Genomic DNA, 20,692 nt, shown 5'->3' with positions numbered 1-20,692 from the left:
AAAAAAAAGTTTCGAAAAAAAGCTTGCAAGATGTCTGAAAATTCGTATAATTCAACTTATAGCTATTATCACTTTTCAGCAAAAACACTTTGGGAGGAACTATCACATGGATGCATTTCAACAGGCAATACAATCGGGCGTCGACTTCGCCAACAACATCTTATGGTCTTATATCTTAATCGCCGCTTTAATCGGAGTCGGAATCTACTTCACCTTCAAAACGAAGTTCATCCAATTCCGTTACTTGAAAGAAATGTTCCGTGTCACACTCGATAAAAACGAGAAGACAACAGATGATGAAGGAGAGAGCATCACATCCCTTCAATCGTTCTTCATCGGTGCCGCGACTCGAATCGGTACAGGTAACTTAGCCGGTGTTACGATTGCCGTGACACTCGGTGGACCAGGAGCTGTCTTCTGGATGTGGATGGTCGCCCTCCTCGGTGGCGCAACTGCACTCATCGAAAGCACACTCGCTCAAGTCTATAAAGTCCGTGACTCTGGTTCGAACGCATACCGTGGTGGTCCAGCTTACTACATCGAAAAAGGCTTGAAAAACCGTGCCCTCGGGATTGTCTTCGCAATCTTGATCGCTGTCACATTTGGTCTCATCTTTAACTCGGTTCAATCCAACACGATTGCCGCTGCATTTGACAATGCCTTTGGTATCGACAAAGCAGTCGTCGGTGGTATCTTGGTTGTTCTTACAGGCCTCGTCATCTTCGGTGGTGTCCACCGTGTCGCGAAATTCTCGGCAATCGTCGTCCCAATCATGGCGTCACTCTACTTGATTGCTGCAATCTTCGTTGTCGTCACGAACATCACTGAACTTCCAGGTGTTTTCGCAATGATCTTCAAGAGTGCATTCGGAATCGACCAAGCTGTCGGTGGTTCTGTCGGTGCTGCGATCTCACTCGGTGTGAAACGGGGTCTTTTCTCGAACGAAGCCGGTATGGGATCTGCGCCAAACGCAGCAGCTGCTGCTGAAGTGTCTCACCCAGCAAAACAAGGATTCTTACAGACGCTCGGAGTTTTCCTCGATACGTTGATCGTCTGTACAGCAACTGCCGCAATCATCCTACTCAGTGATAGTTATGCTGCTGGTAACGGTGAAGGAATCGCAATGTTACAAAATGCCCTTGCTGAACAACTCGGTGCCGTTGCACCTGCCTTTATCGCAGTCAGCGTCTTCTTATTCGCCTTCAGTTCAATCGTCGGTAGCTACTACTACGGTGAAACGAATATCGAATTCATCAAGAAAAGTAAAGCCTCTGTTTTCGGCTTCCGGATCGCGACGATGGCTTTCGTCTTCATCGGTTCTGTCTTAAGCCTCGGTATGGTTTGGAGTTTCGCCGACCTCTTCATGGCCGGTATGACATTAATCAACTTAACAGCCATCTCACTCTTGGGTGGAGTCGCAATGAAAGTTATCAACGACTACCAAAACCAACGTAAGCAAGGTCTCGATCCTGTGTTCTCTGCTAAAGCGTTAGGTATTGAAAATACGGAGTGCTGGGACGAAGAAGAAGAAGCACGCCCAGCAGCTGGAGAAGTTCCACCAGTCGCTCGTCGTTAATTTAATGCTCATCTCTAACACCTTGGTCAGGCGTTCATTCGCCGCCAAGGTTTTTTTCTTTCGGGGATTATCTTTTCGTTGAGTTGGGAAAATAGTACAAGGTAGTTACGAAGGAGGAATTGATTGTGTCAAAAGTGATGTTAATCATCAACCCGTCATCCGGGAAAGAACAAGGTAAAAAGTATGCGGAATTCGCAGAAGGAACGCTCGCCCAACGCTATGCGACGGTCGATGTCCGCTATACAGAAAAAGAACGTGATGCAACGGAATTCGCACGGACTGCGTCAAGAGAGAACTATGATGCGGTCGTTGCAATGGGCGGTGACGGAACGGTCAATGAAGTCATCACGGGAATCGCAGAACAAGACCACCGTCCGACGCTCGGAATCGTTCCACTCGGGACGGTCAATGATTTAGCACGTGCACTCCATATTCCGACGGATGCCCGTGACGCGATCAGTGTTCTCGAAGATGCACCCATTCGCCCATTTGATATCGGCAAGTACGGCTCGCATTACTTCATGAACGTGATCGCCGTTGGTCTGATTGCAGACGCCGTCGAAGAAGTGAGCGTCGAACAAAAGACATCACTCGGTTCAGTCGCCTACTTCATCGAAGGATTAAAAGCTTTTAAAGATCACAGCCCCTACCCACTCACGTTAAGAGCAAAGGAAAAGACGTTTGATGGCGAAACACCCTTACTGATCGTCTCATTGACGAACTCTGTTGGTGGATTCGAGTCGTTCGCTAAAGATGCGCGTGTCGATGATGGTTTATTGCATGTCTTCCTAGTCAAACAATTAGGCTTCTTCGATGCCTTACAGGCGTTACCGAAGCTTTTAACGGGTGACCTGTCGAATGCTGATCAAGTCGAGTACTTCACGACAACCGAAGTCGACATCGAGTCGAAAGAATCTCTTTCGATCAATGCTGACGGAGATACGGCCGGTGAGCTTCCAATCACGGTCCGCGTCCTACCGCAACACTTAAATGTCATCGCCCCTACATCTTAACTGAAACCACCCTTGCAACCTCCCGCGATTCCACATCGGCGGGAGGTTTTTTCGAGTGTTTTTGAAACCAATAATAACCATTACAATATATATTATACAATGATAACTTTGAAATGAAACTGAAATATTTTTGTTTTATTTCTGATGCTATAATCATTCTATCAAGAAAACATTTCTTAGATTAACTACATATGACGTGTATTACTGACGTCGAAAAACAAAAAAAATTACCATCGTCCGTCGCCGTTCCCAACTAGGAGGAACTTCCACATGAAACGTATTTTAACAACAATGACAATGACAGCACTGATGGTTTCAGGATTCGCTACGACAAGTATGGATAAAGTCGAGGCAGCAACTACATATAAAGTAAAAATCATGGCCGACGGTCTCCGTGTCCGAACAGGCCCATCGACTGCCTATAAAGCAGTCGGAATCGTCAACAAAGGAAAGACGTTCAACTATCTCGGTGTGTCCGGATCGTGGACGAAAATTTCTTACTCCGGCTCGTCCCGTTACGTCGCCTCAAAGTACGTCAAAAAATATAAAGTCACTACTGCAACAAAAGCGTCTAGCGGATTTTCTCGTCCAGCAAGTGGTCCGATTACACAAGGATACGGTGCAGCAAGCGGCGTTTACGGTTATACGTTCCATAACGGAATCGATATCGGTGCTGCAACCGGAACTCCGGTCTATGCTTCTGCTGCCGGTAAAGTCATCAAGTCTCGTTACTACGGCGCATATGGCAACCATGTCATGATGACGCATACGGTCAACGGGATTGCGTACACGACGGTTTATGCACATTTGAATAGTCGCTCCGTTTCTGCCGGACAAACGATTGCCAAGGGCTCGAAAATCGGAACAATCGGTGCGACCGGAAATGCTTTCGGCGCTCACCTCCACTTTGAACTGCATCGCGGTTCTTACGTTTACAGCGCTTCATCTGCTGCAAGCAGTGTCAATCCACTAAACTACTTTAATTGATCAACTCACCACTGACGAAATCTTCGTCAGTGGTTTTTTCGTATACGTAATCCTAAACAGCGTTGCCCATGTCAGTTAGATGAAAATTCCTCCAAACAGTGGTAAGTTAATTAAATATTCGCTTCTAAGGAGGAATTCATGTTGAAACGACAATCCATGTTACTTGCAGTCGCCAGTGTCGCGGGTATCGGCATTCTTGCCGGCTGCCAAGATCAGCCGACACCAGAAGAACGACTTGCTTCCTATTCAAAGCTTTGGGAAAAACAAGACTATGATAAGATGTATGCGGATTATGTCAGTCAAACGACACAAAAAGAGTACGGTAAAAGTCAGTTCATCGAACGAACGAAAAAATTGAATGATACGCTCGAAATAAAAAATATCTCCATCACACCTGAAAAAGCACCTGACTCAGATGATAAAAAGAAACAATTGCTGCCCGTCACTGTTAAATTCGATACGATCGCAGGACCTGTTTCCTTCAAGAAAGAGGTCCCACTCGTCTACGAGACAAAAAAAGATACAGACAATTGGTACGTCGACTGGGATCCGTCTTTCCTGTTCAAGGACTTTGAACAAGACGATAAAATAAAGTTAAATACAATTCCTGCAAAACGTGGTGATTTGATTGATCGGCATAAAAAACCACTCGCGACGACTGGTCAAGGCTTCGAAGTCGGCGTGACGGCTGGTCAGCTTGATGACACTGCCAAGAAAAAACTCGCTACGCTTCTCGACCGGTCGACGACTTCAATCGACGACGCCCTATCCGCATCTTGGGTCAAGGACGGTCAGTTCGTTCCGTTAAAAACATTTGATCCGTCTGACGAAGCAACCGTTAATCGCTTGACGGCAATTAAAGGCGTCAGCGTCAAGGAAACAGAAGTCCGGGCTTACCCATACGGTGAAGCGACTTCCCATTTAATCGGCTATCTTGGTGCAGCGACTGCTGAAGACGTCAAACAGTCGAATAATAAAATCCAAGCCGGTGAACGGGTTGGTAAACGTGGGCTTGAACAAGTTTTCGATGATGAACTACGTGGTCAGTCCGGCATGCGGATTGAAATCCTCAAACCGGAGCAAGATGACTCCGTGACCGTCGCCGAGACCAAAGTCAAAGACGGAAAAGACATCACATTGACGATTGATGGCGCGCTGCAACAGTCGACGTACGAGACGATGAAAGGTGACCCTGGCGTCGCGACTGCACTTGATCCAAGGACTGGTGAAACACGGACTCTCGTCAGCTCGCCAGGCTTTGATCCAAGTGAGTTCACGCTTGGCATCTCGCAAGACCGACTCGATACATTGACGAATGATCAAGATCAACCGTTACTCAATCGTTTTACGAGTGCCTTTGCACCCGGATCCACACAAAAGCCGTTGACGGCTTCCATCGGTCTAACAGCCGAGAAGTTAAATCCGGACAAAGCGTATTCGATTGACGGCTTAAAGTGGAAAAAGAACGGTTTCAACGTCACGCGTATTCATGAGACACCTGCCCCTGTTGATTTACACAATGCGTTAGTCTACTCGGATAATATTTACTTCGCGCAAACAACGCTTGAAGTAGGAGCCGACACCTTTACGAACGGACTTCAGGCACTCGGTTACGGGGAAAAAATTCCGTTCGCCTATCCGATGCGCGCTTCACAGATTTCAAACGATGGAACCATTTCATCTGACGGTCAATTAATGGATACATCGTACGGACAAGGTCAGATGTTGACGAACATCGTCCACCTCGCTTCAATGTACGAAATCTTTTTAACGGACGGAATCATCTATCAGCCAACACTACGGGCTGATGAAAAAACGAAACAAATCTGGAAACAGGACTTAATCTCAAAAGACGATGCCTCGATGATCCGAAAAGACTTGTATGATGTCGTCCATGCCGGATATGACTTACCTGCCGACATACAGGAAGTCGCCGTTGCCGGTAAGACAGGTACAGCTGAACTCAAGCAGGCGGGAGAAACAAAGGGGAAGGAAAATGGCTTTTTCGTCGGTTATGACAACGATGACCCGACGTTACTCGTCGCGATGATGATTGAATCGGTCGAGAAGGAAGATCGGGGCAGTCCCTATGTCTCCGGTCTCGTCGCAGAAGTCTTGAAAGAGGCCAAGTAAGGCGATTGGTCAGGGGTACGATTTTCAGCTGATATTTGCTGCAGGATCGCCCGTCATTGCTTTTTACGAAGAAACGTAAAATGGCCGATGATTCCGTAAAAAGTGGAATCATCGACCATTTGATTGATGTGGGTCTGACTGATGAGTCAGACCTTTTTTAGTTAGACGTGAAGATCGGGTAACCGTGCTGCCATCAATTGCTCAATCGCTGATGTATCTTCTTGTTGTAACAATTCAACAATTTTACTACCGACGATGACACCTGCGACCGAAGCCCCTAACTGTTTGACGTGTGCTGGCGTACTGATTCCAAACCCAGCGAGGACCGGAACGGGACTTAATTCCGCGACATTTGCAAGATGGGCTTCGAGCGACTCACCGAATGTCGTCTGCCCTCCTGTCGTCCCGTTGACCGTGACGGCATACAGGAACCCTTCGCTTTGACTCGCAATTTTTTGAATCCGTTCGATCGGACTCGTCAATGAAACGAGCTGGACGAGGGCGATGTCTTGTTTATCATGCTTCGCAAAAAACTGTGTACTCTGTTCGAGTGGTAAGTCAGGAATGATTAACCCATCGACCCCAACTTCGCGACATGTCGCAAGAAATGCATCGATGCCAAAGCGGAAAATTGGATTCAAATAGGTCATGACGACGATCGGGACCGTCGTTTCTTGACGTGCGATCCGAATCGCTTCGAGGACGTCATGTAAGCTGACTTCGTGTGCCAGCGCCCGAAGACCCGCTTCTTGAATGACAGGTCCATCCGCGACAGGATCTGAGAACGGGACACCGACTTCAATCGCGGTCGCCCCACTCTGTTCGAGGAATGACAAAATTTCTGGCAGACGGTCGATTCCACCGTCACCTCCCATGACATAAGGAATAAATGCTTTTTCACCACGGTCATTGACTGTTCGGATTGCTTGTTCTAATCGCATCATGCTTCCCCCTTCAAGGCCGATCTGACCGTCATGACATCTTTATCGCCGCGGCCCGATAAACAGATGACAAGAATCTCGTCTTCCGACATATCTTTTGCAAGTTTCGTTGCGTGGGCGACGGCATGTGCTGTTTCAAGCGCCGGAATGATGCCTTCTTTTTGGCATAATAACTGGAGTGCATCGAGTGCTTCTTGATCCGTGACGGCTTCATACTGGACACGCCCGATGTCTTTTAAGAGGCTATGTTCCGGTCCGACGCCTGGGTAGTCGAGCCCGGCTGAAATCGAATGGGCTTCCGTGACTTGACCATGCGCATCCTGTAACAAGTACATCATCGATCCGTGTAAGACACCGACTTCCCCCTTCGTCATCGTCGCCGCGTGTTTACCTGTCTCAATCCCGTCGCCCGCTGCTTCAATTCCGTACAGTGCAACCGTTTCATCGTCGATGAATGGGTGGAACATACCCATTGCGTTACTCCCGCCACCGACACAAGCGACGATTGCGTCCGGCAAGACACCTTCTTTTTCAAGAATTTGCGCCCGTGTCTCTTTCCCGATGACGGCTTGGAAATCACGGACAAGTTCCGGGAACGGATGTGGTCCGAGAACCGACCCCATCAAATAGTGAGTATCCTCAACATGTTTGACCCAGTAACGTAACGCTTCATTGACGGCATCCTTCAGGGTCCGACTGCCTTGTGTGACAGGGATGACGGTCGCCCCCAGCAACTCCATCCGGAAGACGTTTAATTCCTGACGCCGGACATCCTCTTCCCCCATGAAGATGACACATTCTAAATCAAGTAAGGCACAGACGGTCGCCGTCGCAACACCATGTTGTCCGGCACCAGTCTCGGCGACGATTTTTCGTTTTCCCATCCGTTCCGCGAGTAACGCTTGTCCAATCGTATTATTGATTTTATGAGCGCCGGTATGGTTCAAGTCTTCTCGTTTCAAGTAAATCTTCGCTCCACCAATCGACCGCGTCAAGTGCTCCGCGAAGTAGAGTGGCGTCTCACGCCCGACGTAGTTTTTTAAGAGATCGTTCATCCGTTCATAAAACGCCGGATCCTCTTTGACTTCGGCATAGGCTTGTTCCAGTTCAAGGACGGCTTGCATCAATGTCTCCGGAATGTAGCGTCCACCATAAATTCCATATTGACCAAGTGCATCTGGTTGTGAATAACGCATCGTGCTCATCTCCCCTTTACGGCATGTGCGAATGCCAGCATTTTCTGTTGATCTTTTTGAAACTCCGTTTCGATTCCGCTCGAGACATCCACTGCGAACGGCTGATAGCGTGCGATGGCTGCTGCGACATTCTCTGGTGTCAAACCACCTGCGACGAACATCGGTCGTGTACTTTTTAAATCCGTCGACCAATCGAACCGCTGTCCACTTCCAGCTTGTGGCGCGTCGTAGAGCATGTAATCTGCTTCTGTATCGATTGTAGTAGACCCTGCAACGACTGCCTGAATGATTGGAACTTCCGTTTGTGTAAGGATTGCTTCGTCCATCACACCGTGAATTTGAATCAGATCCAGTCCAACTGTTTTAATCGCAGCCTCGACTTCTTCTAGGGTCGGCGAGACGAAGACACCGACGACTTGGACCGATGCCGGAACCAATTGGCGCAGTTCAGCTGCTTGTTCGAGCGTGACTTGGCGTTTACTCGGCGCGAACACAAAACCGATGTAGTCGGCGAGTCGGCTCGCGACCATCACATCATCGGCGCGCCGTAACCCACAAAATTTAATGCGTGTCATAGACCGGTCCGTTGACTGCTTGGATGAAGGCGGCGGGATCTTCCGCTCGCATCAACGTTTCACCGACTAAAATGCCGTCTGCCCCGTCATGATGAAGCTGACGTGCCTGCTCGACCGTCTGAATCCCACTTTCACTGATATACCGGACACCCGGACGCTTCGCCTGCAACAGCCGTATCGATGTCGCTAAGTCGACAGCGAACTTTTTTAAGTTCCGGTTGTTGATGCCGATGATCCGTGCACCGAGCTGTTCTGCTTGCTTCAGTTCCGCTTCATCATGGACTTCCACCAAAACTTCGAGACCGTTTGCGTAGGCATAATGATACAGATCGTCCAGTGTCGCTTCGTCAAGTGCCGCGACAATCAATAAGATTAAGCTCGCTCCGTGCGCTTTCGCAAGATCGATTTGAATCCGGTCAATCATAAAATCTTTACATAGGATGGGCACGTCAACTGCATTTGCGACTGCCTCAAGATCCGCCATGCTCCCTTTGAAATACGTCGTATCCGTCAAAACCGAGATGACCGTTGCCCCACTCGCTGCATACCGTTTTGCTTGAGCGACAGGGTCGACGTCGAGCGAAATATCACCTTTTGAAGGAGACGCCCGTTTGATTTCCGCGATGACCGACAAGTCATCTTGGCCGAGACGCTCGTGAATCGAACGACGTAAGGGTGACCGTTCGATCTGCTTGACTCCTGCCACTTTGAGTTCAGCTACTTCGTGTTTTTTCGTTTCAATGATTCGGTCTAAAATATTCATCCGATTGCCTCCTGTCGTTTTGTCTGTTGCAATTGTCGTAGTTTTTCTCGTGCTTGTCCGGAATCGATACTGACGATTGCACAATCGATTCCTTCCCGAATCGTTTTGACCCGTCCTTCCGCGAACAAGGCGATACCCGCGTTGAGTAAGACCGTATCTCGGTATGGGCCCGCTTCGCCGTCAAGGACACGTAGTAAGATGTCGGCATTTTCTTGAGCCGACCCACCACGAATCGCTTCGAGTGGCGCGACGGTCAATCCGACTTCTTCCGGATGGAGACTGAAGCGAATCAATTCTCCATCGTCGAGTAACACAAGTTGGTTTGTTCCGGCGAGTGATGCTTCATCCATTCCATTCGCCCCGTGTAAGACGATTGCCCGTTTGCGTCCGAGACGGTGTAACGTCAAGGCCATCGTCTCGAGTAAATCTTCCCGGTAAATCCCGAGCAATTGTGTTTTTAAGGAGACCGGGTTCGTTAACGGACCAATCAAGTTAAAGATCGTCGGGATGCGTAAATCACTCCGTACCTTCATGATTTGTTTGACACGCGGGTGCATCCGCTGGGCGAATAAGAACGCAATCCCGTTTTCTTCGAGTCGGTTTGCGAGTTGCTCGGGTGTTTCATCCAGTTTAACACCTAATGCCTCGAGGACATCGGCACTGCCCGTTTTACTCGAGATACTCCGGTTACCGTGCTTCGCGACCTTCGACCCTGCACCTGCAAGAACGAAGGCGGCTGTCGTGCTGATGTTGAATGACTGTGAGCCATCGCCACCCGTCCCGCAGTTGTCGATGAAGTCCGTTCCTGTGACCGGAATGTCGAGTGCGACTTCCCGCATGATGGAGGCGAGTCCCGCTAGTTCCTCAGCTGTTTCGCCTTTTGCTTTTAAGGCGACGAGGAATGCTGCGATTTCGCTATCCGTCACGTTCGGTTCAAACAGTTGTCGTGCCGCTTGTTGCATCTCTTCATATCGTAAATGCTTCGCATCTGCTAGTTTCATCAATATTTCTTTCATATCTCGTCACTCCCTTGTCAGTTCAATGAATCGTTTGACGATTTGTTTTCCGTCGATCGTTCCGACCGACTCTGGGTGAAACTGAATCCCATACGTCGGGTGTTCGACATGTTCAAATGCCATGATTGTCCCGTCCGCCGTTTCTGCCGTAATCTGTAACACGTCGGGTGTCGTCTCGCGGTCGACAATCAATGAATGATACCGCATGACTTCGAATTGTTCCGCCAGTCCCTTAAATAAGTTCCCGTTCTGTCGAATCATCGATGTCTTGCCGTGCATGATGTCCGTTGCCTGGACGACTTGTCCCCCGAAAGCTTGTCCGATGGCTTGATGACCGAGACAGACGCCAAGGATCGGAATCGAGCCGGACAGTTGTTTGATGACATCTAGACAAATCCCAGCATCGTTCGGGTTGCCAGGTCCCGGCGATAAAATGATCCCGTCCGGTTTCAAGTCTTGAATGCCTTCAATCGTCATCGCATCGTTACGGACGACGTGTACGTCGGTATGTTCCGCCGCATATTGATACAAGTTATAGGTAAAGGAATCATAGTTATCAATCAATAAAATCATTTCCAAACCTCCAGTAACGACTTCGCTTTATGCAGTGTCTCTTCATATTCAAGCGTCGGGTCCGAGTCATAGACGATGCCAGCACCGGCTTGGACATAGGCCGTACCATCTTTGATGACCATCGTCCGGATCGCGAGCGCAAAATCAAGATTTCCACTGACATCGAAGTATCCGACGGCACCTGCATATACTTCCCGCTTCAACGTTTCATACTGTTCAATCAATTGCATCGCCCGAATCTTCGGCGCGCCGGAGACCGTGCCGGCGGGTAAACAAGAAATCAAAGCATCGGCTCCTGTCTGCCCGTCCGCTAACGTCCCTTCGACGACGGAGACAAGATGCATCACGTTTTTGAAACGTTCGACTTCCATATAGCGTGACACGTTGATGCTTCCGACCTGACAGACCTTGCCGAGATCGTTTCGTCCAAGGTCGACGAGCATCCGATGTTCGGCCCGTTCCTTCTCGTCTGCGACGAGCTCAGCTGCCAACCGTTCGTCTTCTTGTTTCGTTTGTCCTCTGCGCCGTGTCCCGGCGATCGGATTCGTCGTCACGCGTCTTCCCTTGACTTGAACGAGACTTTCCGGCGATGCCCCGAGGACAATCAACTCGCCAAGGTCGATATAAAAGAGATAAGGGCTCGGGTTGTCTTGCCGTAACTTCCGGTAAAAGTGGAACGGATCACCAGCGAACGTCGCATCGAGTCGTTGCGATAACACTAATTGGAAGACGTCACCTTGCCGAATATGTTGTTTCGCTTGTTCTACGAGCCGGATAAAGTCTTCCTTCTCCATCTGCAGTTGGTATGAAATATTTTCAAGGGGGCGTTCGAGCAACGTTTGCTCCCCGGTCCGTTCGAGTTGTTGCTTTCTTTGCTTTAGCCGCTCCAACATCTCACTGCGGTCCGTCACACCACCGAGTGACGTATGGACTAAGTGGACACGGTGTTCCAGATGATCATATAAAATGATTTCATCATAGACGGCGAGTAACGCATCCGGTAGATTCCGGTCAACCTTTGGCATCACGCCGATATTTTCATAGGTGCGAATCGTGTCGTAGCCGACATAGCCGATCGCCCCACTTAAAAAGGGTAAGTCCAGCTCACTTGTTGGTCGTGTGATGTAGTTTTGCAGTAAACGGACCGGGTCACCGGTCGTCGTAACCGATTCGTCCGTCTTTAAATCATGCCGCGTGACTTGATTCCCCTCTGCCCGTAGCAGAGCGACTGGGTCGACGCCGATAATCGAGTAACGTGCATTGCCGGACTGGGTCGAACTTTCGAGTAAACACTTTCGTTCCCCGTCGATGCGTCGAAAAATCGAAATCGGTGTCAGCTCGTCCCCGTTCATCTCAAGTCGTTCGATTACTAATTCCTCTGTCTGAATCATCCTGATTTCGCCTCCTGATATAAAAAAAGTCCTCCACATAGCAATTGCTACATGGAGGACGATTAACTCGCGGTGCCACCTCGATTGGAACGTTTGTTGCGTTCCCACTTTTCCGGTGCTTCCTCTATCAGGGACACCGTAGCCTGCGATAACGGGGGCTTCCGTCATGACCTACTGTAAATTCAGCCATGCTCTCATGAGACCATTCATTAAACCTCCCTGTGCCGAAGTCCCACCCTTCTCCGGCTCTCTGAAACAGTGATGTGTTTAACTACTTAACTCATTCATCGATTTTTTTATGTTGTTGTATACGAAAAGGGTCTTCCTGTCCAGTCATGTGATGATTCACATGAAGGACGGGAAAACCCGCGGTACCACCTTCGTTGACTATCCAAATAGTCCCCTCGAACGAACCGGCGCACCTGATTCGTCGTCCTCGATAACGGGAGGTCACCGTCAGAGCCTACTGTAAGTTCGGTCTGATGCTCAAAAGCCCATTCACCTGTTTCCCGATACTGATTCGCACCACCCATCAGCTCTCTTTAATCGTTTCACAGGCTACTCTTCTTCGTCGTAGCGTTGTGTTGTTCAATTGTTTATTATATTACGTCGCTTCGGGCGACCTGTCAACTATTTAGTATAAAGCAAGTTGATCCGGGTCGATCGATTCGAGCGCATGCTTGACCGTCTGCAGGAATTGGCCGGCCACTAACCCGTCGAGCACACGGTGATCGATCGACATACATAAGTTGACCATGTCACGTGCTGCGAACATGCCGTTGACCCAAACCGGGCGCTTGACGATTGATTCGACGGATAAAATCGCCGCTTGCGGGAAGTTCAAGATCGGTGCCGATTGGATCGAACCAAATGAACCCGTGTTATTGACGGTAAACGTACCACCTTGCATCTCGCTTGATGATAACTTGCCGGCCTGCGCCCGTTTACCGAAGTCATCGATTGCCCGAGCGAGTCCTTTAATGCTCAGTTCATCCGCATGTTTGACGACCGGGACGAATAACGCGTCTTGCGTCGCGACGGCGAGAGATAAGTTGATCGCTCGTTTTTGAATGATCTTATCGCCTGCCCACTGCGAGTTCATGATTGGATGTTTCTTCAGTCCTTCGACTGTTGCTTTCATGAAGAACGGCAAGAACGTCAATTTGACGCCTTCTTGTTTGAAGAACTGATCTTTATGACGATTCCGTGCTTCGACCAGATTCGTCACGTCGACTTCTACCATCAACCAGGCGTGTGGTGCTTCCTGTTTCGAGCGCACCATGTTACTCGCGATCGCTTGACGGACACCCGCCGTCGGAATTTCAATATCGCCGTCTTCCGTCGTACTCATCGTCGGTTTTGGCGCAGACTTCGGTGCCGGTGCCTCGGTTGCCGCTTTTGCCGGCGTCGGTACGGTCTCGATCGTTGGCGCCTCGACAACGTCCGGCTGATTGATTTGACCGGATTCAACGAGTTTCAACAAATCTTTGCGTGTAATGCGACCGCCCGCTCCCGTCCCATTGACGTGATCGAGGTTGATGCCGTGTTCTGCTGATAACTTCAGCACGGCTGGTGAATAGCGTTTTTTCATCGACTGATCCGTCTCCGTCACCTGCTCTTTTACAGCTGGAATTTCTTCTTCAGTCGCTGCGACTTCCGTCGATCCACCACTGACTTGTAACGTAACAATCGCTTCCCCGACTTGGAGAGTGTCCCCTTCTTCAGCGAGCAGCTTGTCGATGACACCATCAAACGACGACGGCACTTCGGCTGTCACTTTATCAGTGATGACTTCAGCAATCGGATCATACTTTTTGACAGTATCTCCTGGTTTGACGAGCCATAACGAAATCGTTCCTTCCGTCACGCTCTCACCAAGTTGTGGCATCGTTAATGTTTCTGTCTTCATTGACGGGTCCCCCTCAGTACGCGTAGAGCGTCCGGATTTTATCTTCGATTTTTTCGCTTGAGATGTTGAAGAACTTCTCCATCGTCGGTGCGTATGGCATCGCCGGTACATCGGGTCCGCACAATCGTTCGACTGGTGCATCAAGATCGAACAAGGCTTCTTCCGCGATGATTGCCGAGACTTCACTCATGACACTGCCTTCTTTATTATCTTCCGTCACAAGCAAGACTTTCCCCGTTTTTTGCGCCGCTGCGACGACTGCCGCCCGGTCGATCGGATAGACGGTCCGAAGATCGAGGATATGGACGTCGATACCGTCTTTTTCAAGGCGCGCTGCTGCGTCAAGCGCCATTTGGACACAAAGTCCGTACGTGATGACGGTGACGTCTTCTCCGTCCCGTTTGACGTCGGCCTTCCCGATTTCAACCGTGTAGTCCTCTTCCGGAACTTCACCTTTTAACAATCGGTAACCCCGTTTATGTTCAAAGAACAAAACAGGATCATTCGAGCGAATCGCCGCTTTTAATAAGCCTTTGGCATCGTATGGGTTTGACGGAATGACGATTTTTAGACCCGGCGTCGAATTGAACATCGCTTCGACCGATTGCGAATGGTACAACGCACCATGAATGCCGCCACCAAATGGTGCACGGATGACGATTGGACAAATCCAGTCGTTGTTCGAACGATACCGGATTTTTGCGGCTTCACTGACGATTTGGTTGACGGCCGGCATGATGAAGTCGGCGAACTGCATCTCAGCAATCGGACGCATGCCGTACATGGCAGCTCCGATCCCGACACCCGCGATCGCACTCTCAGCAAGTGGTGCATCGATGACACGTTCTTCTCCGAACTGCTCAAGCAATCCTTGTGTCGCCCGGAACACGCCACCACGGACACCGACGTCCTCACCTAAGATAAAGACAGAATCATCACGTTCCATTTCTTCTTTGATCGCGCTATTGATTGCTTCAATTAAACTTAATGTCGTCATTTCGTTTCCTCCTCGTCGTACACGTAACGAAGTGCGTTTTCCGGCAAGTCATACGCCGCTGCTTCTGCGTAAGCCGTCGCTTCTTCGACTTCACGTTCGAGTGTCGTCTCGATTTCTGTCGCTGACTCTTCAGTCAAGACACCCATATCAATCAATTTCGCCCGGAAAATCTTAATCCCGTCGCGTGTTTTTAGTTCTGCCAGTTCTTCGGCCGAACGATACGATTTATCATCATCGTCTGACGAGTGAGGGACAAGGCGTTCAACTTCGACTTCGATTAACGTCGGACCTTCTCCACGGATACCACGGTCACGTGCTTCCTTGACTGCTTTATAGACAGCAAGTGGATCAATCCCGTCAATCGTCACACCGGGCATACCGTAACCAATTGCACGGTCTGCGACATGTTTCGCTGACAATTGTTTCGAGAGTGGTGTTGAAATCGCATATTTATTGTTCTCACAGAAGAGAATCACCGGTAATTTATGAATCCCGGCAAAGTTCGCCCCTTCATGGAAATCCCCTTGGTTCGATGATCCTTCACCAAACGAAACGTACGCGACAAGTGGTTCCTTACGCATTTTCGCAGCAAGGGCGATCCCGACCGCATGCGGGACTTGTGTCGTGACGGGACTTGATCCCGTGACGATGTTTAAGGCACGTGAGCCATAGTGTCCCGGCATTTGACGTCCACCTGAGTTCGGATCTTCTGCTTTCGCGAACGCAGACAACATGATGTCACGCGACGTTTGACCGAAATGAAGGACGACCCCTAAATCACGGTAGTACGGTAAAATATAATCCGTTCCTTTTTCGAGTGCGAATGCCGCACCGACTTGCGCCGCTTCTTGCCCTTGGCAAGAAACGAGGAATGGAATCTTACCTGCCCGGTTCAATTTCCACATCCGCTCATCAATTTTTCGTGCCCGTACCATCGTCTCGAACATCTGGATTGCATCTTGCTCCGTCAATCCGAGCTCAACGAGTTCTTTGAATTCTATTTTTTCCATCCGTTATTCCTCCTTATGCGTGAACCGCTAATCCGTCAACTGCGAGTGCTGCTTCACCGAATGCTTCTGACAGGGCTGGGTGCGGGTGAACGAGCTGTCCGACTTCCCATGCCGTCGCATTTAATACAAGCGCCAGTCCACCTTCACTAATTAGTTCCGTTGCTTTTGGTCCGACGATATGGACACCGACTAAATCGTCTGTTTTCGCATCAGAGACCAATTTGATGAATCCGGCGGCTTCACCTTCGATGCGAGCCTTACCAAGGCCGTTAAACGAAAACATTCCCGTTTTGACATCCATCCCGGCATTTTTTGCTTCTGCTTCCGTCAGACCGACCGAAGCTGCTTCCGGCACACTGTAGATACAGCGCGGGACAAATGCGTAGTTGAGCGGTGTCGTCGATCCATTGACGATGGCTTCGACGGCTTTTGCGCCTTCAGCGGATGCAACGTGCGCGAGTTGCAGGCGTCCGATGACGTCGCCAATCGCATAGATATGATTGTCTTTCGTCCGGAAATCAGCATCGACTTGAATAAACCCATTCTCGACGACGATGTTCGTGTTCTCAAGCCCAATCCCTTCGACGTTCGCCATTCGTCCGATGGCGACCAGCAACTTATCTGCCGCAAGCGTCGTGATGTCACCGTTGCGATCGACGTCGATCGTCACACCTGACTCTGTCATCTTAAAGCTATCACTTTGCGCAGCTGTACTCGTCAAAATCTTGACACCGCGTTTTTTCAGTTGACGGGCGACTTCACGACTGACTGCTTGATCTTCCGTCGGTAAAATCCGGTCGCTAAACTCGACGACCGTCACGTTGACATCAAAGTCCGTCAACATCGAGGCCCATTCGATGCCGATGACACCGCCACCGATGATGACGATCGAGTCGGGTAACGCATTCATGTCGAGTGCTTCATCTGAGCTGAGGACATATTCGGAATCAAACGACAGACCGGCTAACGGACGTGGACGTGATCCTGTCGCGACAATCAATTGGCGCGGTAAAATCAATTCCCCTTCCCCTTCTTCCGGTTCGACACTGATTGTCCCTGGCATCGGCGAAAAGATGCTTGGTCCAAGAATTGATCCCCGACCATGGAAAACTTCGATTTTTCCTTTTTTCATTAAATGTTGAATCCCGGATTCCAGTCCATCGATGATGTCTTGTTTCCGTTGTTTGACCTGTTCGAATCGTAAAAACGACTCCGGTACGTCGACGCCATATGTAGCGGCGTGTTTAACTGTTTGATAGACCGCTGCTGATTTTAAAAGTGCCTTTGAAGGGATACAGCCACGGTGTAAACAGGTTCCCCCGAGTTTTCCTTGTTCTACGATTGCAACCGTCTTGCCGGCCTGTGCAGCACGAATTGCCGCGACATAACCGCCCGGTCCGCCACCTAAGACAACGACGTCGAATTCTCTAGCCATGTTGGTTCGCCTCCATATTCCTTAACTTCTTCTTCTCCGCGTAAAACACGTAATACACCTTCCGCAAGTGCACGTAACTCATCTTCACCCGGTATCCGGATCACTTGTCCGAGGTGAGAAATTCGTTCTTCGATCGCACTCGTCAACCGGTCGCTGTATGCTAAGCCACCCGTTAAAATGATGGCATCGATTTGACCATATAAAACTGCACTTTGGGCAGCAATTTCTTTTGCGACCCGATAAGCCATCGCGTCATACAGTAAAGCGGCCTTCTCGTCCCCGGCGTCAATTCGGCGTTCGATTTCGATTGCGTCATACGTTCCTAGGTGCGCGACAAGTCCGCCTGACCCTACGACCAGACGCTTCATTTCCTCGAGTTTATACTTGGTACTATAACATAGTTCTACTAGTTGACCAACAGGCAGGGAACCGCTGCGTTCCGGTGAAAAGGAACCTTCCCCGTCAAGGCCATTGTTAACATCGATGACCCGTCCGTCGAGATGTGCACCGACGGTAATCCCGCCTCCCATGTGTGCGACGATCAGGCGCATTTCCTCATACGGCATCTCCACTTGTTTCGCATATCGTTTTGCGACTGCTTTTTGATTCAAGGCATGAAAAATGCTTTTGCGTTCAAGTTCAGGTAATCCCGTAAGTCGGGCAATCGGCTCAAGTTCATCTACGACGACTGGATCGACGATGAACGATGGAATCGATAATGTCCGGGCGATTTCGTCTGCTAGTAGACCTCCGAGATTCGATGCATGGACGCCAAAAATGCCACTCAACAAATCTTCACGCATTTCCTGATTGACGGCATAGGTCCCACTGACGAGCGGGCGAAGTAAGCCACCACGTCCGACGACTGCAGTAAGCGCTTTCAATTCAATCTGTTCTTGTGCTAAAACATCCAACACCACTTGACGCCGTATTTCCAGCTGAGCATGAAGCGGTCCTCCGACCGCTTCAGCTGGGTGGCGTAACGTTTTCGCAAACAATTGCTCCGTTCCTTCGAAGATCCCAATCTTCGTCGAAGTCGAACCTGGATTGATCGTTAAAATACGTTCGCTCATCTGAATCCCCCTCTTATCCGCGTGATCCTAAAATATTTTTATCACGACGTAAGAATTGACTACGCGCACTACGCATCGTCGCAATCCGCTCTTCTGCCATTTTTTCAGCTGCACGATACGTCGGCAAGTGGTCACGTTTTGAAATCTCGATGACTTTTGCGACAGCATCGTACACGAGTTCGACTTTTTTCATCGCCCGGTCCCGGTTGTACCCATCGAGTTCGTCCGCGACGTTGATGACTCCACCTGCATTGATGACGAAGTCTGGCGCATATAAAATACCGCGTTCTTCGAGCATGTCACCGTGGCGGTCTTCTTTCAGCTGGTTGTTTGCTGCGCCGGCGATGACTTTGACTTTCAGTTGTGGAATCGTTTCGTCGTTCAACGTTGCACCAAGCGCACATGGTGCAAAAATGTCCGCATCAACGCTGTAAATTTCATCTGGTCCGACAATCAAGGCACCGAATGCTTCTTCCGCACGACGTAAGGCATCTTGATTGATGTCCGTGACGATTAATTTTGCCCCTTCTTCATGGAGATGGCGGCAAAGATTGAACGCCACGTTCCCGACACCTTGGATGGCAATCGTCTTTCCACCAAGCGAATCTGTTCCGTAGACTTCTTTTGCTGCTGCTTTCATCCCGCGGTAGACACCGTATGCTGTGACCGGTGACGGGTTTCCGCTTGAACCGAAGGCTGGGCTGACACCTGTCACGAAATCTGTTTCCATGTGAATATAATCCATGTCAGCAACCGTCGTATTGACGTCCTCTGCTGTGATGTAACGACCGTTCAATGACTGCACATAACGACCGAACGCACGGAACAACGCTTCTGATTTTTGCGTTTTTGCATCACCGATGATGACGGCTTTTCCTCCACCGAGGTTGAGACCCGCTGCCGCATTTTTATATGTCATTCCTTTTGATAACCGGAGGGCATCAATCAACGCTTCCTCGTCAGAGGCGTAGTTCCACATGCGAAGACCGCCAAGTGCCGGACCGAGCGTCGTATCATGAATGGCGATGATCGCTTTTAATCCTGAAACTTTATCATGACAGAACACAACTTGTTCATAATCTTCCATTTCCATTGTTTCAAAAATACTAAAGCGTGTTTCTACATTTGTTTCAACCATTTTAAGTTCCTCCTCAGATTGTTTGTTTGATTTTTTTCGTTTGTTGCGCGTTAAGTAAAGCAAAGGCTAATGAATAGAGTTTCGCTTCTGCCGTATCGGCCCGACTTGTCAGCACGACGGGTGCTTTCGCTCCAACTAAAATCGCTGCGACCGAAGCATGTGCGAAATACATCAGTGATTTATAAATGACGTTTCCGACCTCGATTTGTGGAACAACAAGGAGATCCGCTGCCCCTGCAACGTCACCCGTCAATCCTTTTTGTTTGGCTGCTTCTAAGTTGACTGCATTATCAAGCGCGAGTGGTCCGTCGACAAGGCAATCCTTGATTTGACCACGGCGGTTCATCTGTGTCAATAAGGCGGCGTCAATCGTCGCCTGCATTGTCGGATTAACGACCTCTACTGCTGCAAGGACCGCTACTTTCGGAAGTGTATAGCCGATCGCCCGAAGTGCCGATACGCCATTTTCAATGATGTGGACCTTGTCTTCTAGCGTCGGTGCGATATGAATCGCAGCATCTGTTAACCCGATCGCTGAATCGCGACCCGGTACTTCAAACAACGCCACGTGAGACAAGACGTTTCCGGAACGTAACCCTGTTTCTTTATTCAAAACAGCTTTCATAAACGTTGCTGTCGGAACAAGCCCTTTCATCAAGACGCTCGCATCCCCTTTACGAACAGCATATGCCGCTCGTTCTGCTGCTTCTTGAGCTGTTGCCGTATGTGTGATGACGATTTTTGATTCAAGTAATCCCCGATCATGGGTCATCTTTTGAATCCGTGTTGCATCCCCAAATAAATGAAAGCGAGCTAAGTCATGTTCAATCGCGAGTGCGACGGCATCCATGACTTCTTCGTCATCTGCGGAAGCGATCGCAACGATTGAATCTTCTAGCTGGGCAGCTTGTTTCAGCATCTGATCAAACTTCACTTTGTTTCCCCCTAACCTGTCATTCAATTATT

At 49.5% G+C, this 20,692-nt stretch carries 18 protein-coding genes and 2 other annotated features; of the genes, 4 read left to right on the top strand and 14 right to left on the bottom strand.

The window, feature by feature from the left end; all coding sequences use genetic code 11:
* The first annotated feature begins 106 nt into the window (after window positions 1–106).
* The 4 genes from KNQ04_RS05090 to KNQ04_RS05075 all read left to right on the top strand — a co-directional run bounded on the left by KNQ04_RS05090 (window position 107) and on the right by KNQ04_RS05075 (window position 5,709).
* Window positions 107–1,576 carry an alanine/glycine:cation symporter family protein gene (locus tag KNQ04_RS05090; RefSeq protein WP_214847790.1) on the top strand — a complete coding sequence of 490 codons (1,470 nt, stop codon included), beginning with the start codon at window positions 107–109 and terminating at the stop codon, window positions 1,574–1,576.
* Window positions 1,577–1,701: 125 nt separating this feature from the next.
* Window positions 1,702–2,589 carry a diacylglycerol/lipid kinase family protein gene (locus KNQ04_RS05085; RefSeq protein WP_214847789.1) on the top strand — a complete coding sequence of 296 codons (888 nt, stop codon included), beginning with the start codon at window positions 1,702–1,704 and terminating at the stop codon, window positions 2,587–2,589.
* Between the two features lie 270 nt (window positions 2,590–2,859).
* Window positions 2,860–3,576, top strand: a complete 717-nt coding sequence (locus KNQ04_RS05080) for a peptidoglycan DD-metalloendopeptidase family protein (RefSeq protein ID WP_214847787.1) — start codon at window positions 2,860–2,862, stop codon at window positions 3,574–3,576.
* Window positions 3,577–3,714: 138 nt separating this feature from the next.
* Window positions 3,715–5,709, top strand: a complete 1,995-nt coding sequence (locus tag KNQ04_RS05075; RefSeq protein WP_214847785.1) for a penicillin-binding transpeptidase domain-containing protein — start codon at window positions 3,715–3,717, stop codon at window positions 5,707–5,709.
* A gap of 161 nt (window positions 5,710–5,870) precedes the next feature.
* On the opposite strand, the gene trpA is transcribed toward KNQ04_RS05075, so the two are convergent.
* The 14 genes from trpA to yqiS all read right to left on the bottom strand — a co-directional run bounded on the left by trpA (window position 5,871) and on the right by yqiS (window position 20,660).
* On the bottom strand, window positions 5,871–6,650 hold the full coding sequence (gene trpA / locus KNQ04_RS05070; RefSeq protein ID WP_214847783.1) for a tryptophan synthase subunit alpha: 780 nt from the start codon (window positions 6,648–6,650) through the stop codon (window positions 5,871–5,873).
* The gene (gene trpB / locus KNQ04_RS05065; protein ID WP_214847781.1) at window positions 6,650–7,846 is read right to left on the bottom strand and encodes a tryptophan synthase subunit beta; all 1,197 of its coding nucleotides are present in this window, start codon (window positions 7,844–7,846) and stop codon (window positions 6,650–6,652) included. Before trpB ends, trpA begins: the two co-directional genes overlap by 1 nt.
* A gap of 5 nt (window positions 7,847–7,851) precedes the next feature.
* Entirely contained in the window at window positions 7,852–8,421 is a 570-nt protein-coding gene (locus KNQ04_RS05060; RefSeq protein ID WP_214847779.1) for a phosphoribosylanthranilate isomerase, read from the bottom strand.
* Window positions 8,408–9,184, bottom strand: coding sequence for an indole-3-glycerol phosphate synthase TrpC (gene trpC, locus KNQ04_RS05055; protein ID WP_214847777.1), 777 nt, complete (start codon window positions 9,182–9,184; stop codon window positions 8,408–8,410). The genes KNQ04_RS05060 and trpC overlap by 14 nt, the downstream gene beginning before the upstream one ends.
* Entirely contained in the window at window positions 9,181–10,200 is a 1,020-nt protein-coding gene (gene trpD, locus KNQ04_RS05050; RefSeq protein ID WP_214847776.1) for an anthranilate phosphoribosyltransferase, read from the bottom strand. Before trpD ends, trpC begins: the two co-directional genes overlap by 4 nt.
* Window positions 10,201–10,206: 6 nt before the next feature.
* Window positions 10,207–10,773, bottom strand: coding sequence for an anthranilate synthase component II (locus tag KNQ04_RS05045; protein ID WP_214847775.1), 567 nt, complete (start codon window positions 10,771–10,773; stop codon window positions 10,207–10,209).
* A complete protein-coding gene (trpE, locus tag KNQ04_RS05040) occupies window positions 10,770–12,164 on the bottom strand; it encodes an anthranilate synthase component I (protein ID WP_214847774.1) in 1,395 nt (464 codons plus the stop codon). Before trpE ends, KNQ04_RS05045 begins: the two co-directional genes overlap by 4 nt.
* Window positions 12,165–12,215: 51 nt before the next feature.
* Window positions 12,216–12,461, bottom strand: a binding site (T-box leader).
* 52 nt (window positions 12,462–12,513) lie between these two features.
* Window positions 12,514–12,748, bottom strand: a binding site (T-box leader).
* Window positions 12,749–12,798: 50 nt separating this feature from the next.
* On the bottom strand, window positions 12,799–14,073 hold the full coding sequence (locus KNQ04_RS05035; protein ID WP_214847773.1) for a dihydrolipoamide acetyltransferase family protein: 1,275 nt from the start codon (window positions 14,071–14,073) through the stop codon (window positions 12,799–12,801).
* A 13-nt stretch (window positions 14,074–14,086) separates the two neighbouring features.
* Complete coding sequence (locus KNQ04_RS05030; RefSeq protein WP_159172688.1) at window positions 14,087–15,070, bottom strand: alpha-ketoacid dehydrogenase subunit beta; 984 nt, start codon at window positions 15,068–15,070, stop codon at window positions 14,087–14,089.
* Window positions 15,067–16,080 (bottom strand): thiamine pyrophosphate-dependent dehydrogenase E1 component subunit alpha, encoded by a 1,014-nt coding sequence (locus KNQ04_RS05025; RefSeq protein WP_029333083.1) that lies wholly within the window; start codon window positions 16,078–16,080, stop codon window positions 15,067–15,069. Before KNQ04_RS05025 ends, KNQ04_RS05030 begins: the two co-directional genes overlap by 4 nt.
* A 13-nt stretch (window positions 16,081–16,093) precedes the next feature.
* Window positions 16,094–17,515 carry a dihydrolipoyl dehydrogenase gene (lpdA, locus tag KNQ04_RS05020; RefSeq protein WP_214847772.1) on the bottom strand — a complete coding sequence of 474 codons (1,422 nt, stop codon included), beginning with the start codon at window positions 17,513–17,515 and terminating at the stop codon, window positions 16,094–16,096.
* Window positions 17,485–18,588 carry a butyrate kinase gene (gene buk / locus KNQ04_RS05015; RefSeq protein ID WP_214847770.1) on the bottom strand — a complete coding sequence of 368 codons (1,104 nt, stop codon included), beginning with the start codon at window positions 18,586–18,588 and terminating at the stop codon, window positions 17,485–17,487. The genes lpdA and buk overlap by 31 nt, the downstream gene beginning before the upstream one ends.
* A 13-nt stretch (window positions 18,589–18,601) precedes the next feature.
* Window positions 18,602–19,726, bottom strand: a complete 1,125-nt coding sequence (locus KNQ04_RS05010) for a Leu/Phe/Val dehydrogenase (protein WP_214847768.1) — start codon at window positions 19,724–19,726, stop codon at window positions 18,602–18,604.
* Window positions 19,727–19,739: 13 nt separating this feature from the next.
* The gene (gene yqiS, locus KNQ04_RS05005) at window positions 19,740–20,660 is read right to left on the bottom strand and encodes a phosphate butyryltransferase (protein WP_214847767.1); all 921 of its coding nucleotides are present in this window, start codon (window positions 20,658–20,660) and stop codon (window positions 19,740–19,742) included.
* Between the last annotated feature and the right edge of the window lie 32 nt (window positions 20,661–20,692).

Origin of the sequence: Exiguobacterium sp. s193, from assembly GCF_018618755.1 — a bacterium.
In the GTDB taxonomy this organism is placed as follows: domain Bacteria; phylum Bacillota; class Bacilli; order Exiguobacteriales; family Exiguobacteriaceae; genus Exiguobacterium_A.
This window is presented reverse-complemented; position numbering and strand designations above follow the sequence as displayed.

Coding starts and splice junctions, on each gene's coding strand:
- KNQ04_RS05090 (WP_214847790.1), top strand. CDS start 107: ATGGATGCATTTCAACAGGCAATACAATCGGGCGTCGACTTCGCCAAC.
- KNQ04_RS05080 (WP_214847787.1), top strand. CDS start 2,860: ATGAAACGTATTTTAACAACAATGACAATGACAGCACTGATGGTTTCA.
- KNQ04_RS05075 (WP_214847785.1), top strand. CDS start 3,715: ATGTTGAAACGACAATCCATGTTACTTGCAGTCGCCAGTGTCGCGGGT.
- trpA (WP_214847783.1), bottom strand. CDS start 6,650: ATGCGATTAGAACAAGCAATCCGAACAGTCAATGACCGTGGTGAAAAA.
- trpB (WP_214847781.1), bottom strand. CDS start 7,846: ATGCGTTATTCACAACCAGATGCACTTGGTCAATATGGAATTTATGGT.
- KNQ04_RS05060 (WP_214847779.1), bottom strand. CDS start 8,421: ATGACACGCATTAAATTTTGTGGGTTACGGCGCGCCGATGATGTGATG.
- trpC (WP_214847777.1), bottom strand. CDS start 9,184: ATGAATATTTTAGACCGAATCATTGAAACGAAAAAACACGAAGTAGCT.
- trpD (WP_214847776.1), bottom strand. CDS start 10,200: ATGAAAGAAATATTGATGAAACTAGCAGATGCGAAGCATTTACGATAT.
- KNQ04_RS05045 (WP_214847775.1), bottom strand. CDS start 10,773: ATGATTTTATTGATTGATAACTATGATTCCTTTACCTATAACTTGTAT.
- trpE (WP_214847774.1), bottom strand. CDS start 12,164: ATGATTCAGACAGAGGAATTAGTAATCGAACGACTTGAGATGAACGGG.
- KNQ04_RS05035 (WP_214847773.1), bottom strand. CDS start 14,073: ATGAAGACAGAAACATTAACGATGCCACAACTTGGTGAGAGCGTGACG.
- KNQ04_RS05030 (WP_159172688.1), bottom strand. CDS start 15,070: ATGACGACATTAAGTTTAATTGAAGCAATCAATAGCGCGATCAAAGAA.
- KNQ04_RS05025 (WP_029333083.1), bottom strand. CDS start 16,080: ATGGAAAAAATAGAATTCAAAGAACTCGTTGAGCTCGGATTGACGGAG.
- lpdA (WP_214847772.1), bottom strand. CDS start 17,515: ATGGCTAGAGAATTCGACGTCGTTGTCTTAGGTGGCGGACCGGGCGGT.
- buk (WP_214847770.1), bottom strand. CDS start 18,588: ATGAGCGAACGTATTTTAACGATCAATCCAGGTTCGACTTCGACGAAG.
- KNQ04_RS05010 (WP_214847768.1), bottom strand. CDS start 19,726: ATGGTTGAAACAAATGTAGAAACACGCTTTAGTATTTTTGAAACAATG.